The 13,790-nt window shown below is 64.1% G+C and carries 13 protein-coding genes; 5 read left to right on the top strand and 8 right to left on the bottom strand.

What is annotated here, in order from left to right; translation table 11 throughout:
• Positions 1-6: 6 nt before the first annotated feature.
• Together MK181_03740 and MK181_03745 are read right to left on the bottom strand one after the other, a co-directional pair.
• Entirely contained in the window at positions 7-4,227 is a 4,221-nt protein-coding gene (locus tag MK181_03740; protein ID MCH2418908.1) for a DUF3367 domain-containing protein, read from the bottom strand.
• Positions 4,224-5,408, bottom strand: coding sequence for a glycosyltransferase family 4 protein (locus tag MK181_03745; protein MCH2418909.1), 1,185 nt, complete (start codon positions 5,406-5,408; stop codon positions 4,224-4,226). The genes MK181_03740 and MK181_03745 overlap by 4 nt, the downstream gene beginning before the upstream one ends.
• A gap of 73 nt (positions 5,409-5,481) precedes the next feature.
• On the opposite strand from MK181_03745, the gene MK181_03750 reads away from it, so the two are divergent.
• Positions 5,482-6,891, top strand: a complete 1,410-nt coding sequence (locus MK181_03750) for an MBOAT family protein (protein MCH2418910.1) — start codon at positions 5,482-5,484, stop codon at positions 6,889-6,891.
• 21 nt (positions 6,892-6,912) lie between these two features.
• On the opposite strand, the gene MK181_03755 is transcribed toward MK181_03750, so the two are convergent.
• Positions 6,913-7,266: a cupin domain-containing protein gene (locus tag MK181_03755; protein ID MCH2418911.1), complete on the bottom strand. Its 354-nt coding sequence runs from the start codon at positions 7,264-7,266 to the stop codon at positions 6,913-6,915.
• A 235-nt stretch (positions 7,267-7,501) separates the two neighbouring features.
• Here MK181_03755 and MK181_03760 point away from each other — a divergent pair, with 235 nt between their 5' ends.
• Positions 7,502-8,965 carry a trimethylamine methyltransferase family protein gene (locus MK181_03760; GenBank protein MCH2418912.1) on the top strand — a complete coding sequence of 488 codons (1,464 nt, stop codon included), beginning with the start codon at positions 7,502-7,504 and terminating at the stop codon, positions 8,963-8,965.
• 141 nt (positions 8,966-9,106) lie between these two features.
• A complete protein-coding gene (locus MK181_03765) occupies positions 9,107-9,421 on the top strand; it encodes a hypothetical protein (protein MCH2418913.1) in 315 nt (104 codons plus the stop codon).
• Positions 9,422-9,528: 107 nt separating this feature from the next.
• Here MK181_03765 and MK181_03770 read toward each other — a convergent pair whose 3' ends face one another.
• Positions 9,529-9,927, bottom strand: a complete 399-nt coding sequence (locus tag MK181_03770) for a PPOX class F420-dependent oxidoreductase (GenBank protein ID MCH2418914.1) — start codon at positions 9,925-9,927, stop codon at positions 9,529-9,531.
• A gap of 9 nt (positions 9,928-9,936) precedes the next feature.
• Positions 9,937-11,193 (bottom strand): MFS transporter, encoded by a 1,257-nt coding sequence (locus tag MK181_03775; GenBank protein MCH2418915.1) that lies wholly within the window; start codon positions 11,191-11,193, stop codon positions 9,937-9,939.
• A 58-nt stretch (positions 11,194-11,251) separates the two neighbouring features.
• Between MK181_03775 and MK181_03780 the strand changes: the two genes are divergently transcribed.
• Positions 11,252-11,836, top strand: coding sequence for a 3'-5' exonuclease (locus MK181_03780; protein MCH2418916.1), 585 nt, complete (start codon positions 11,252-11,254; stop codon positions 11,834-11,836).
• 12 nt (positions 11,837-11,848) lie between these two features.
• Here MK181_03780 and MK181_03785 read toward each other — a convergent pair whose 3' ends face one another.
• A complete protein-coding gene (locus MK181_03785; protein MCH2418917.1) occupies positions 11,849-12,160 on the bottom strand; it encodes a hypothetical protein in 312 nt (103 codons plus the stop codon).
• Between the two features lies 1 nt (position 12,161).
• Here MK181_03785 and MK181_03790 point away from each other — a divergent pair, with 1 nt between their 5' ends.
• A complete protein-coding gene (locus MK181_03790; protein ID MCH2418918.1) occupies positions 12,162-12,746 on the top strand; it encodes a L,D-transpeptidase in 585 nt (194 codons plus the stop codon).
• Positions 12,747-12,756: 10 nt separating this feature from the next.
• Here the strand turns inward: MK181_03790 and MK181_03795 are convergent, their stop codons facing one another.
• The gene (locus MK181_03795; GenBank protein MCH2418919.1) at positions 12,757-13,305 is read right to left on the bottom strand and encodes a YqgE/AlgH family protein; all 549 of its coding nucleotides are present in this window, start codon (positions 13,303-13,305) and stop codon (positions 12,757-12,759) included.
• A partial coding sequence (locus tag MK181_03800) for a tyrosine-type recombinase/integrase (protein ID MCH2418920.1) occupies positions 13,302-13,790 on the bottom strand: 489 nt, incomplete at its 5' end. The genes MK181_03800 and MK181_03795, both read right to left, overlap by 4 nt.

The following is a 13,790-nucleotide window of genomic DNA, read 5'->3' on the forward strand; positions in this document are numbered from 1 at the left end:
GTCGACTCAGCGCCGGACCCGATACTCCAGTAGCGCCTCGACGGCAGCACCCGCCAGACAGAGGATCGCCAGTACGCCAACTACGTGGTACTGGTCGAAAAATAGTGGCCACACGAAGTCACGTGGGTGGCGGAACCGAATCTGCTCGATAGCGATAAGGCCGGCAGCGAGAGACATCGACGCCACGGCCAGAGCCGGAGTCAGGCGATGCGGCAGGCGCCCCGCGAGCCCCAGTGCCGTCACGACGCCGATAACAGCCCCTGCGACTGGCCACGTCGGGAGATTCAGGACGGCGAATGCTCCTACAGCCAGCCCGATAGCCAGTGCCGGACGAAAGCCCAGGAGGCGTCGACGACGGATCGGGGCCACGAATGCTGGACGACCTATGTCTGGTGGGCCCGTATCCATTCGCCCACGGACTGCTATGGCCAAGCAGATAAGCGCGGTGGCCAGCGACCAGTAGAGCGCCGCCCACACGGTGCGTTGGGGCATCCAGCGCAGGCGATAGGTGGCACTCTCCCGGTCCGGGCTGATCAACCAGCCGTTGGCATAGCCATCCACGAGGGTCGGCGGTCCGTGATCCACGCCCTCCTCGTCTCGGAGACTCCAACCATCGTTCAGGCTCTGTCCGAGCACGAGCCAGACCGGCATGTCGCTTCGGCCCACCCCAACAATGAGGTCGGTCCTGGAGGTATGGATAGTCGTGATGGTCGGTAGGGGGTTCGGGATGGTGTCGGCGGAGGGGGCGGACGTAAGGACGAGGCGATCAATATCAACGCCGGACACGGCACCTGCGGTGCCGACCAACCGGTGTTCACCGTTTCCTAGCCGGAGGGCCGGTTCACAGGGGACGATCTCCAGAGGGTGACGGGCAAGGGCATCGGTTATAGACCCTGAGATCCGGATCTCCACCGGAATGCCGTCAACTTCTAGGAGATCGTCGCGGCATCCCGAGTCGTACCACGGGCGTACCGGTGGGGTGCTCGGGCCGTCATGAACCTCGACTATTGCCACCGGCAGGATGTCTGGCAGTCCGGAGTACCAGTTCATTGTCCGCCTCTTAGCCACATCGAGGATCTCGATAGTGAGGGTGCGGCTGGTGAACGCCGGGACTGGTAGATCGACGGTGACGGTCCCACTGGCAGGATTCCGCAGTGTGCCGGACAGTTCTACCGTGCCAACCGGACCGTCGTCGCCGATGATCAGCAGTTTGGTGGGGATCGAGTGCAGCCTGTCGGCCCGGTAGGTCAGCGAGAGGTCGGCGAACCGTTGGGCTTCAGCGTGGGTGACCGTCAGAGATTGACCTTCCTGGTTGCTGATGGGTGCCTGCCATGCGGTGGCCGGGTCGTCGTCGAACGCTGAACGTGCCCGGGATCGGAGGTCGCCGGCAAGGCTTCCCGTCGAACGGGCGAAGGGGCCCGACGGATTGTCAATGAGTTCGTCAGGGGCATCGGTCGAGAGACGTGCATCGCCACGCAGTAGGAAGGTTCGGTCCCACGGGATCGTCACCGTCCGGTCCATGGCCCTTTCGGGCTGCTCTCGGATCGGATCCAACGGATTCGACCACTGGCGGGTAAGGAGCACCACAACCTCGGATCCGGTATCGGCTCCCACCACATCGGTCAGGTCCGTGGGCAGCACAATCGTCTCGTCTGCTAGGACGCCATCCACCAATACCTCGGCAAAGCCGACCCCAGTGACTCCCGCGTAGTGGTCGAGGGCCCCGACGTCAGTGCCGAGTACCTCCAAGCCGATGTCGGAAACCACTTCACCTTGGAGGCTCAGGCGTTGGCCGGGTACCGACCGAGACGACTCGTCGAGGGTTACGTCGATCCACCGATCGTCCAGATGGACCCTGAGGTCAGTGATCCATCGGTTCTGGCCTTGTGAGGAAGCCTGTAGGACAAGCAGGTGTTTTACGGGAGCGGGACCGTCGAGGTGGAGGTCGAGGCGTTCTCCGATTACGTCGTTGAACGCCCCGACAGACCAGGCGGTGTCTACCTGGCCGTCGACGGCATGGAACGGTCGGTCTCCGGGGGTGAACGTCACGGGATTGCCGTAGGCGGTGGCATCCACCCGAATTCCCACTTGTCGGGCGACGGTCCTCGTCCCGGCGTGTTCTGGCAGTACGGGGAGGCGATGCGCGGAGAGGTCGCCTGCCGTTGGTGTCTCGTCGAGGCGTTCGGTGTATCCGGTTGTCTCGCGGATAGTGCCCCATCGGTGGCCGGCTTTGCGGTTGGTATCGGTGAGGACGAAGAGGGATCCCGGCAGGTTCAGTTCTTGGACGACGGTGGGATCATCACTGAACGACGCGCTGAACATGACCGGTCGCTCGGGTTCCAGCAGCCCCTCGCCGGCCGCTGCTAGGAGGCCCACCGCGTCCCCGACGACCACTATTGGCTGTGTGGGGTCGGCCAGCCGGATAATCGGCTGTGGATCCGTCACGGGCAGGACGACGGCTGGGGCCGGATGCTCGGCCGTTCGTGACCGCGAGAGGGTGTGTTGGTCGATAAGGGGGCGTTCAGGCCCCGCCACGTTTGCTACTGGATTGCCGAAGCTGATCGGGTCCTCAAACCCAGGGGCATCACGTAGGTCGGCCCAGAGGTCGTCGGGCCGAGGTGTCCGGAACCGTTCAAACTGGAGATCGGCCCGGTAGACCACATCTCCTGCTCCGAGAAGTCGTGCCATTGGCGCCAGGGAATCGGGGTCGAAGCGTCCCTCCTGTATCTCGGTGTCCAGGGCAACCAGAAGAGCCGCCGAGGCCGGGGATCCCTGCGGGATCAATTCCCGGGCGACATGGGCACGGTCCATCAGGCCTGGAAGCACGGGGTCACCCGAGTTGCCCCAACGGTATGCCGCGAAGTCACTACCCGGGATCTCAAGGACCCGTGTCGCTTCACCCCGGGCCTCCAGGTGGGAAGCCGCCTCGTGCCAGTAGCCGGGCACATCCTCCGAACGTTGGACCAGCCGTCCGAGCATCTCGCCCTGCCAGAGGGGCGAAAGATTGGCCACGACCAGTACGCAAAGCCCGATTGCCACAGGTTGCTCCCAGCGGGTCCGCCACCGCCCTAGGGCCGCCACCCCTGCGCCCAGCAGCATGGACGTTCCCAGGATCGAGAGCGGGAGCGCACGTGGAGTGCTCCGCATGGCCAGCCCTGCATCGGTAAGCGTCCACTCCCGGAAGAGCCAGCCCAGGGGAGACGGTTCATCGTAGGGGTGCGCGCCAATACCCACGAGTAGTCCAACCACCATCAGCATTAGGGCGTGACCGCGGTGGCGAAAACGCACAACCACAGCCACGAGGAGCGCAAGGAGGGGTAGGGCAAAGGAAAGGGGCAGCGCCCATCGCGTGTAGGACGTAGCGGGCTCGATCCAGGCTCCGAGACGACCCTGTCCATAGAAATACCAATACCCCAGGCCGCGGAAGAGCTCGGGCGCGGTGGCGGCATCGGAGACGACCTTGTAGTTCTCGGTCAGGCGGAGCGTCGGAAGGCCATAACGGGCCTGAACGGCTAGGCCGACCATCCACCAGGCTCCCGTCGCCACGAAGGCCGTACCGATCCGGCCGGCTGTTCCGATGACGCGTGACCAAGGTGCGGACCGCTCCAGGCCACACCAGACCAACCACGCCACCGGGCCGATGCCGACCAGCAATAGTGAGCTGGCGTTGACCCCTCCGACGGTCAGCGTTACTAGGCCGAAGACCGCAGCGTGGCGCCAACCCTTCGTCCGGAGCGCCCGGACGGTGAGGCCCAGCAGCCATGGCAGGCCAGCCCACGGCAGCAGGATGACGGAATGCCGGTCCACGTAGTTGAGGAGATATGGGCTGAGCATGTAGGCAAGCGAGGAGACCAACAGGGCGAAGCCCCGCCAACCGAGGGTCCGAAGGAACCAGCGCATACCCAGACCGGCCGCCAGCAGCACAGAACCCAACCACAGTCGCTGCGTGATCCAATCCGGTAGGCCTAGGGCCTCCCCGAACCAGAAGAACGGACCTACCGGCCAGAGGTAACCGATGTTTTGGTGGGTGACGGTCCCCATCGCCACCTCGGGCTGCCACATGTAAGGCGCCCGTGCCAGGAGCCGGCCTGGGTCGAGGTAGAGATATGCCTTCGTGTCCGCCGCCACGCGACCCACGTCGTTTAACAAGAGGGGTACGTACGCCACCACGGTGAGCACAAGACGCTGGACGGCATCCCGGCCGAGGGAAGGGAGTCGGGTGGTCATCGACGGTCGACTGTGGATGCCAGGATCCGAAACGCTTCAGTGGCAGTCCGATCCCAGTCGAAACGTGCAGCCATACGGATAGCACCCGCGGCCAGCTCGGATCGGCGGGCAGGATTGCCTGTCACCTCCACCAGGGCGGCGGCGATACCGACACTGTCGGCCGCCAGAAGACCCGACGTACCGTGCTGGACCGCGTCTCGGTGGCCATCGATGTCACTGGCCACCGCCGGAGTCCCACACGCTGCCGCCTCCGTCAGCGTCATACCCCACCCCTCGCTGACCGATGCACTGGCCACGACAGTGGCCCGTCGGTAGGCCAAGACGAGGGCCTGGTCGTCGATACGACCACAGAACCGGACGGCCCCAGATATGCCTAGTTCGGCAGCGCGTTGGCGCAAGACGCCCTCTTCTGGACCTTCTCCAACGACTTCGAGGCGGAGGTCGTGTACCGATTGGCGAGCCAAGGCGACAGCTTCGAGGAGCCGGTCTATGCCCTTGGACGGCATGAGACGCCCCACGCTAAGGACGAGCGGGACAGCCTCCGGCTCGCCGTCGGAACAAAAGCGGGGGTGTATCCCGGGCTCCACCACATGAACGTCCTCAGGGCGGTGGCTCAGGTTGGCCAGCAAGTCCCGGCGCGAGGAGGCCGAGAGGGTCACGATTGGCGTACCTCGGTAGAACGGGGGAGCGAGGCGCCGTTCCAACAAGGAACCGAACCAAGCCCGGACGGGCGGCAGCACAAGCGGCCACATAGCGCTGTGATGGTGGTGTTGGAAGACCATCCTCGCTCCCCGGCACCACACGGGGGTCAGGAAGGGCACGCCGTTCCAGACCTCTACAACGGCGTCACGTGGACCGTGTCGGCGGCCGACCTCAGCAAGGACAGCGGCTGGGAAAACCCCGTACCGGCCGGCTCTACGGATTACTCGGTATCCGTCCCTAACGTGATCCGGCGGAAGTCCCGCTACCACCGAGGTTCGTGCTGTCACCTCTAGCCCAGCCGCCGCCCACCTCCGCATCACCTCGTGGGCGTGCAGTTCTGAACCGCCAGCCTCCGGATCGTCGAGGTCCCTCCAGGCAAGTACGTGGACCCGTCGAATTCCGCTGGTCGCTATGAGGTCATCGAGGCCGCCGCCGGGCAGGCCGGGACGGCTCACGTGAAGGGGCCGGTCGTCGGTCATGCCGGAGAAATCGTACCGGCCGACCACGGATCGACCGGGGCGGGATGAGACCGGTGGCAGAATCGACCGGCCCATGCTCTTTCCGACCATCACCTTCGCCGTGTTCCTGGCCCTAGTCCTGGCCGCCCACACGGCCCTGCTGACCCGGCCCACGGCGTGGAAGGCCACGATGCTGGTGGCTAGCTACGCCTTCTACGGCTGGTGGGACTGGCGGTTCCTGTCGTTGATCTGGATATCCACCCTGGTCGACTTCGTGGCCGGACGGGCGCTCCACCGGTCCTCTGATCAGGGACGCCGCCGACTTCTGTTGTGGTGCAGCCTCGGCACCAACCTCGGAATGCTGGGCTTCTTCAAGTACGCCGACTTCTTCGTTGACTCCTTCGTCGACGTCCTCTCCGATCTCGGCATCACGGTGTCGGCAACCCCACTGGGCATCATCCTCCCGGTCGGGATCAGCTTCTACACGTTTCAGACGATGTCCTACTCGATCGACATCTACCGGAGGGTCCTGGAACCGACCGACCGGCTCCTGGACTTCGCGCTCTTCGTGGGGTTCTTTCCGCAACTAGTAGCCGGACCCATCGTGCGCGCCCGGGATTTTTTGGCCCAGCTGGCCACCGACGACCGGACGCCAATCGACACCGGCCGGGCAACCCGCCTCATCTTGGGCGGCCTGTTCAAGAAGATGGTCCTGGCCGACGTACTAGCCGCCGAGCTGGTGGACGGCGTGTTCGCCGACCCGGGTGGTGCCACCGGCCTGGAGACGCTGCTGGCCGTCTACGGCTATGCCCTGCAGATCTACGGTGACTTCAGCGGTTACAGCGATATCGCTATCGGTATTGCTCTCCTGCTGGGCTTTCGGTTCTCGGCCAACTTCGACCAGCCCTACCGGGCGCTGAGTCTCCGGGATTTTTGGCGTCGGTGGCACATCAGCCTGTCGTCTTGGCTTCGGGACTATCTGTACATCGGGCTGGGCGGGAACAGGCGCGGTCGGGCCCGCACGATGCGAAACCTGTTGGCCACCATGGTGCTTGGGGGTCTCTGGCACGGTGCCGGGTGGACGTTCGTACTCTGGGGAGCACTCCACGGGGTGGGTTTGGTCGTCGAGCGGCTCGTGTGGCCGGAGCCGAATGCCACTGTGGCCGGTCGCCTAGGCCGGGTGGTTCGAGGCCTGGTCACCTTCCACATTGTGTGCGTGGGGTGGGTCTTCTTCCGTTCCGTGGACCTAGAACGGGCCATCGAGGTGTTCGGGGCTCTCGGCGGCTCGTGGACCTCGGCGCCACGACTGTCACTCGGCGTGGGGCTCCTCCTGTTGGTTGGGATGGCTACCCAGTTGACGACTCCCGGTCGGGCCGATCACTGGTGGGATCGAGTTTCGGAACTCCCGGTCGTGGTGCAGGCCATCGGGATTACGGCGGCCATCCTGACCTTCGACGTCCTGGGCCCTGCCGGCGTGGCTCCTTTCTTGTATTTCGCCTTCTAGTCCGGCCTCGCGGATGCGATGTCAGGCTTCTCCCTCGCCGCGCTGTCCCACGAAGTAGCCGAGCCCGAACACCGGAGTCGAGAAGGTAATAGTGCTGCCCACCGGGAAGTAGAACAGGTCTCCCTGAGTCGCCTCAACGGTCTGGCCCGTGTCATCCGAGATCTGGAATTCGCCGTCCAGGATCAGTTTGATCTCGTGATAGGTATACGTGTAGGTCATCGACTCTCCTGCCTCAAGGCGGAACAGGCCAGCGGTAATCGGCTTCTCCGGATCCTCGGATACGACAAAGTCGTCAAGAAAGGCATTCGCCTCGAACTCCTCCATCCGGGGCAGTTCTCGCCCCAGGATCTTGCCCTTGTGATGCATCGCCGCCATGTGGACCTCCTCGGGTGGCTGGCAACAACTCCGACGCATCCTCGCATAGGCGCCAGTTGTTCGCTCCAAATGCGTTGCCTACGCTCTGCCTCTTGTCCAAAGATCCGCTACGGACTCATAGCTCCACGGGAAGGCATCCCCCCTCCTGAAATCCGCGAATCAATCCGATGAGGGACCACGGGGCCGCAGAGGAGGACGAACCTCTCGAGCAGCCTCTCGCCGGCTTCCGTCCTTCATCGGACCTGCGGAGCCACTCAGTCGCACCATTCCCACATACGAGCTCCTTGACGAGGACGACCTGCTCCGTTTGGAGGAACACTCCGACTGGATCCTCGATGAGATCGGTGTAGAGATTCACGATGGCGAGGCGTTAGACCTTTTTCGACAAGCTGGCGCAAGGGTGGACGGCCGACAGGCTCGGTTTGAACCAGGCCTCGTCCGTGCACTTTGTGCCACTGCTCCATCTGTATTCCAGATGTTCGGACGGAATGCCACCTCGGACATCACCGTTGGTGGTGACAGTGTGGTTTTTGTCCCGGCCTACGGCCCACCGTTTGTCTCGGATCTCGAGGGAGGGCGTCGCTACGCAACCATCGTCGATTTCGAGAACTTCGTGAAGTTGACCCAACTGTCCCCCTGGATGCACCACTCGGGGGGCACGATCTGTGAGCCGGTTGACCTCCCGGTTAACAAACGGCACCTCGACATGGTCTACGCCCACCTCCGGTACTCCACGAAGCCATTCATGGGTTCGGTGACTTCAGTTGAGCGGGCCGAGGACTCTCTCCAAATGGCTCGGATTTGCTATGGCACCGACTATCTCGACAACCACTGTGTGATTCAGGGGAACATCAACGTCAACTCGCCCTTGGTGTTCGACCGCGTAATGGTCGACTCGCTGAAGGCCTATGCGCGGGCCAACCAGGGGTGTGTGATCTCTCCGTTCATCCTGGGCGGAGCCATGGGCCCGGTAACCCAGCCGGCACTCGTCGCCCAGGCCCTGGCCGAGGCCATGGTCGGTATCGCCCTCACTCAACTGATCCGACCCGGGAGCCCAATGGTTCTCGGGGTATTCCTCACGACCATGAACCTCCGAACCGGCGCACCAACTTTTGGCACTCCCGAAGCCAACTTGGCCACCTACGCCATCGGCCAACTAGTCCGTCGGCTGAATCTTCCTCTCCGGGCCGGTGGTCACCTGACCTCCTCGAAGGTCCTCGATGCCCAAGCGGCGCAGGAGTCCGGCGACACGATGCTGGTTGGGCTTCAGGCCGGCGCCAACTTTGTTCTCCAGGCCGCGGGTTGGCTCGAGGGCGGCCTGGTGATCGGCTATGAGAAGTTCGTCTTCGACCTTGATCGTTGCGGCAGCCACTCAAGGATGCTGACCGGCCTCCTGGTTGACGACAACACCTTGGCCGCTGACGCGTTCCGAGAAGCCGGGGCGGGAACCAACTTTCTAGGGGTAAGCCACACGATGGCCAATTTTGAGACGGCCAACTACCAGTCAGACCTGGCCGACGACACCTCGTTCGAACAGTGGTCTGCCGACGGTTCCCTGGACTCCGCCCAGCGAGCCAATTTGAGGTGGAAGGAGATGCTGGCCAACTACCACCCCCCGCCGTTTGAGCAGGATGTCGACGAGGAACTCCGAGACTTCATGGATGCAAAAAAGGCCTCCGACGAGGATCGCTGGTACTGATACCCGCCTTTTCAATTCGATCCACGCCAGGGAGGCGGTACTCCCGACCGGCTGGTGGGTGGTCAAGTCTGTGCGTCGACGTCCTCTGGTTCCTGGTCGTGATTCGTCGTAGGGTCGGTGGACGAACGAAGGAGGCCAACCATGGCCGATCAGTTCATCGGGACCGTGCTCCACCAGTGGCGACATGTCGAAGCAGCACTTGTCGGCGTTACTGAGGGCGAACTGCGGGTAGGGGACACCATCCACATCAAGGGCCACACCACCGACTTCACCCAGACGCTCGACTCGATGCAGGTGGACCACGCCCCGGTCGAGTCTGCCCAGGCGGGTGACGAGGTGGCGATCGCTGTCACCGATCGGGTTCGGGTCCAGGACAAGGTGTTCCGAGTCTCGGAGTCCGGATCGAGGCAGGGCGGCGGGTTGCTCAGCCGCCTCTTCGGTCGCCGGTCCTCGTAGCAGCACCGTCAAAGACAGTGCACCTTCGGGGGTGCCAAAACCGGGTGGTGTTGGCCCAGTCGTTGGCTGTTGGCCGACGAGCCCCAGCAATAGAAGCCCAAGGCGCGTCAGCCCATGGTCGTGCAGTGGAGGGGCTCCACCACCACACTGATCCGCTTGTCTAGGGGCTGGGCGTCCTCCCGTGGGAAGTCGTCGCCCCGGTACTTCTGGGATTGCGCGTCCAGCAGTTCCATGGCCCCCGCGTGCTCGATGCCGACAACCCGGCCGCGTACCTCGAGGTACCGCTCGTTGGAATCAGGGTCCGTGGCCGACAGGGCGATTCGATCGTCAGCTCGGAGGTTCCGCCACTTCTGGCGGCCCTCCAGGTGCGGAAAGCGAATGTGGGTGCCATCGAAGTCGGCCCACACGGGGGAAACGTGAGGTTCGCCAGACGGCCCGATGGTTGCCACATGCCAAACGGCGGGCAGGTCAAACAGGTCTGAGTGGCTCGCGGGAATTATGGACATGGAACGACGCTAGTCCTTCCGTGTCCTCCCAGAGACGGCCCCGATAACCACCATGAGGGTTGGAATTGCTCCCAAGACCATTGCTCCATGGCTGAGCACGTGGAACGACGAAACCGCCACGATCAAACCCGAGATGACACCGGCGACCCCGCCGGCCGCCGTCATACACATGTCAGCCATGCCTTGAAAGCCCACCCTGTCTGGCCCTGAGAAGGTTTCAACCAAGAGAGCCGAGCCGGCGATCAAACCACAGCTCCATCCGAGTCCGATCAGGAACAGGCCTGCAAAGGCTCCAAAGGACTCCCCGGCCTGGTTGTGGGCCGCTAACTCCGAACCAACTACCAGCAGGATCCCACCGAAAGCAACCAGACTTCTTGGACCGAATCGGTCACTGAAGCGGCCCACCAGAGGAGAAAGCGCGTACATCCCGACGATGTGCAGGGAGATGACGAAGCCGATTAACTCCAGTTCATGCCCCCCGTCTCGCAGGTGAAGCGGGGTCATCGTCATCACGCCGACCATCACGATGTGGCAAGACATCATGGCCACCACGGCAAGGCGCCCGGCCGGATTTCTGAAAAGTGGGCCGAAGAACGCACGAGCCGGTGGTCGGTCCTCCATCTGGCCTACGCCACCTGCCACAACAAGAGGGTCGGGACGAAGGAAGCGCACGACTAGGGCCATCGCAACCAAGAAGAGGAGGGCTGACAACAGGTAGGGCCCGGCCAGTTCGGCCATTCCCAATCCTTCAGCAATCGATTTCGCCGGACCGAAACTCAGCGTCGGACCTACAACAGCTCCGAATGTTGACGCCCAGACCAAGGTCCCGATCGCCCGTCCAGCCTCCGGAGCGAGGTCGGCAGCTGCGAATCGGGCAGCCAAATTCGCAGCGTGGCCGCCTCCCACACCCATCATTCCGGGGATCAAAAGGAGGTACCAACCTGCCAATGCAGCAACCAAGCATAGAACTGCCCCGCAGAGCCCAATCAGGTATCCCACAGCAATTCCAGGACGGCGACCTCTTGCTGTCATGAATTTCGCCAGCGGCACGGCGCAAAGAGCGGAGCCAACAGTGAGGCCCGAAGCGGCAATTCCGCCGAGCGTTTCACTACCAGAGAGTTCCTCACCAAGGATGGCGGCGGAACTGTAGGCACCGCTCATGGCCGCACCAGCCGGCACGAGGACTGCCATCAGGGTGCGCAGTGTCCGCCGTTGGAGCCTGTCCCTCGCTTCCTCATCAAGGAATCCACTGGGCGGCTGATGCATCGGCGGAGCGTACGGGTGGGGCGATAGGTGCGTCCTACCCGGCGGCTACCGTCGGCCCGTGGCGACCTTTGCCTGCTTCGACGTGGAGACCACCCGCCTGGACCCGACCGACGGCCGGGTCATCGAGGTGGCCGTGGTGCGCATCGAGCGTGATGGAGCCCCGGCGGGGGAGTGGACCACCCTGGTGGATGCCGGCACCGACGACCTGGGGCGAACAGACATCCACGGCATACGACGGGCATGGTTGGAGGATGCCCCCTGCTTCGCCGACATTGCCGGTGATTTGACCGACGAGCTCTCAGGGTGTGTTCCAGTGGCCCATAACGCCGGTTTTGACCTGGGATTTCTGCGTGCTGAATGGCAGCGTGCCGACCTCGGGGCACTGGACCTGGAGGCCGTAGACACCGTCCCCCTGGCCCGGAGCCTGGGACTGCCCGGTCGCCTCGGGAGACTGACCGAGGCCTTGGGAACGCCTCTGGTGGATGCCCATCAGGCTCTGGATGACGCTCGGGCACTGGCCGGTGTACTGGTCGCCCTGCTGGATCGGGGCGGAGTACCCCCCTCCCTTCCGGTGTTCGGACCTCCCCTGTTCCGTCCTCCGCCGTCGGGCCGGGTTCGCCACCGGCCGCCTGCGAGTTCTTGAGATGACCCTGCATCAGGCTCCCCGCTGGGTGGGGTGCGCGTTGGTGCTCGCACTGGTCGGTTGTGCATCACCGGAGCTTCCACCGCCGGACGACCGGGCCGGCATGGTTCGTATCGGCACCGCTCCGCCGCCCACATCGGCCGCCGTCGGCGCTCCTGGAACCACGACCACCCTTCCCCCAACAACCACTACGGCGACGCCGGCGACCACCACCCCGACGAGTACGACGACCACCACCCCGACGAGTACGACGACGACCACGTCGCCACCGTCCACCACCAACCCGCCCACCACGGCCGCCCCGACTCCCGACGTCCCGTTCACGGTGGCTACAGCGGTCGGCGAGTGGATAGACACCTACCGGGCACCCGGGTCGGAGGATGTCTGGTGGTCATTCTCCAACCCCGGCCCGTACGAGGGCGACCGGGTCCTGCTGGTCCTCGACGAGCAGGATGACTGGCTACATGTGGACCTCCCGGTACGCCCCAACGGCACCACCGGCTGGGTTCGCCGAGACGACGTGAGCTTGGCCACTCACACGGCCCGAATCGTGGTCGACCTATCGGATCGCCGACTCTGGGCCTGGCATGACGGTGCCCTGGTAGCCGAGGGGTGGATCGCCCTCGGGAGGCAAGAGACCCCAACGCCGGCAGGGGAGTACTACGTCAACGAGATCCAGGCCCAAGCCGATCCCCGAACCCTCTACGGATCCTGGATCATTGGCACATCCGGCTTCTCCGAAGTACTGGGAGAGGTGTTCGGCGGAGATCCAGCCCTGGCCATCCACGGCACCAACGACCCGTCCGTGCTCGGTGGCGAGGTCTCACTGGGTTGTATCCGGGTTCATAACGACGTGGTCTCCCGGCTAGCTCTCCTGCCCCTGGGCACCCCGGTAGAGGTCCGAACCTGAGCCGACGGCGTCAGTTCATCGACGGATTGTCCGGGTACCCGTCAAGATGGCCCAGGAGGCCCGGCTGTCGGCCTAGGACCATCCGCCAGAGCTCAGTGGGCTCCTCGACCACAGCGTCTTCGGGAAAGGCGTCGACTACAAACCACCCTCCGGCCATTAGTTCGGCGTCCAACTGTCCGGCCGACCACCCGGCGTACCCGGCGAACAGCCGCAAAGACCCGACACCGGGGAGATCCTCGGGCGACCTGTGAAGGTCGACCACCCCAAGAGGCCCCAGTAGTGGGCTCAGGCCGTCGATGCCCTCGGGAGGGCCGAAGGCCAGACCGATTATCGAACCCTCCGACACCGGGCCGCCCGTGTGGAGGTACCCGGGGGCGGCAAGGCGATCCTCCCACTGTGGGACCGCAGCAGCGCCCCCAATCAGGCGGGGTCGGTTTAGGACGAGGCCCAGCGCGCCGTCCTGGTTGTGTTCCAGCATTAGGACAACGACCCGATGAAAGTTTGGGTCCAACAACTCCGGGGTGGCCACCAAGAGACGTGCCCGGGAGGATCCGTTCACCCCCCGGCCTCCTGGAGAGCGTCACCAAGCAGGCGGTTGGCTCCGGACTGTTCCAAGACTCCAACCAGTTGCCCCCCGGCTAGCTCGGTGTAGATCCCGGTCGTCTTGATCGTCGCGTGGCCCAGCAGGCTCTGAATGACGTTCATGGGCACACCGTCGGCAGCGAGCTGCACCCCGGCCGTGTGTCGGAGAGAATGCAGGGACCGGTCGCGGAGGCCCGCCTGCCGGTTCAGGAGGCGTAGCCAGTACCGCAACCGCCCATAGTTGAAGCGGTCGCCGTCGTTGGTTACAAACATCGCTTCATCGGGACGAGACGGTCCGAAACGCTCGGTCCGTTCGTCTTGCCAGCGATCGTGAGCCAACACCAATTCTTCAGAGAGGGGGAGACGGCGGATCCGACGTCCCTTGCCGACTACGTGGAGCATCCAGGTTGCCTGGTCGTCCTGGTCGATTAGGCGCTCCCGAGACAACCACCCTCTGTCGGC

This window comes from Acidimicrobiales bacterium (assembly GCA_022452035.1).
In the GTDB taxonomy this organism is placed as follows: Bacteria; Actinomycetota; Acidimicrobiia; order Acidimicrobiales; family MedAcidi-G1; genus UBA9410.

Coding starts and splice junctions, on each gene's coding strand:
- MK181_03740 (MCH2418908.1), bottom strand. CDS start 4,227: ATGACCACCCGACTCCCTTCCCTCGGCCGGGATGCCGTCCAGCGTCTT.
- MK181_03745 (MCH2418909.1), bottom strand. CDS start 5,408: ATGACCGACGACCGGCCCCTTCACGTGAGCCGTCCCGGCCTGCCCGGC.
- MK181_03750 (MCH2418910.1), top strand. CDS start 5,482: ATGCTCTTTCCGACCATCACCTTCGCCGTGTTCCTGGCCCTAGTCCTG.
- MK181_03755 (MCH2418911.1), bottom strand. CDS start 7,266: ATGGCGGCGATGCATCACAAGGGCAAGATCCTGGGGCGAGAACTGCCC.
- MK181_03765 (MCH2418913.1), top strand. CDS start 9,107: ATGGCCGATCAGTTCATCGGGACCGTGCTCCACCAGTGGCGACATGTC.
- MK181_03770 (MCH2418914.1), bottom strand. CDS start 9,927: ATGTCCATAATTCCCGCGAGCCACTCAGACCTGTTTGACCTGCCCGCC.
- MK181_03775 (MCH2418915.1), bottom strand. CDS start 11,193: ATGCATCAGCCGCCCAGTGGATTCCTTGATGAGGAAGCGAGGGACAGG.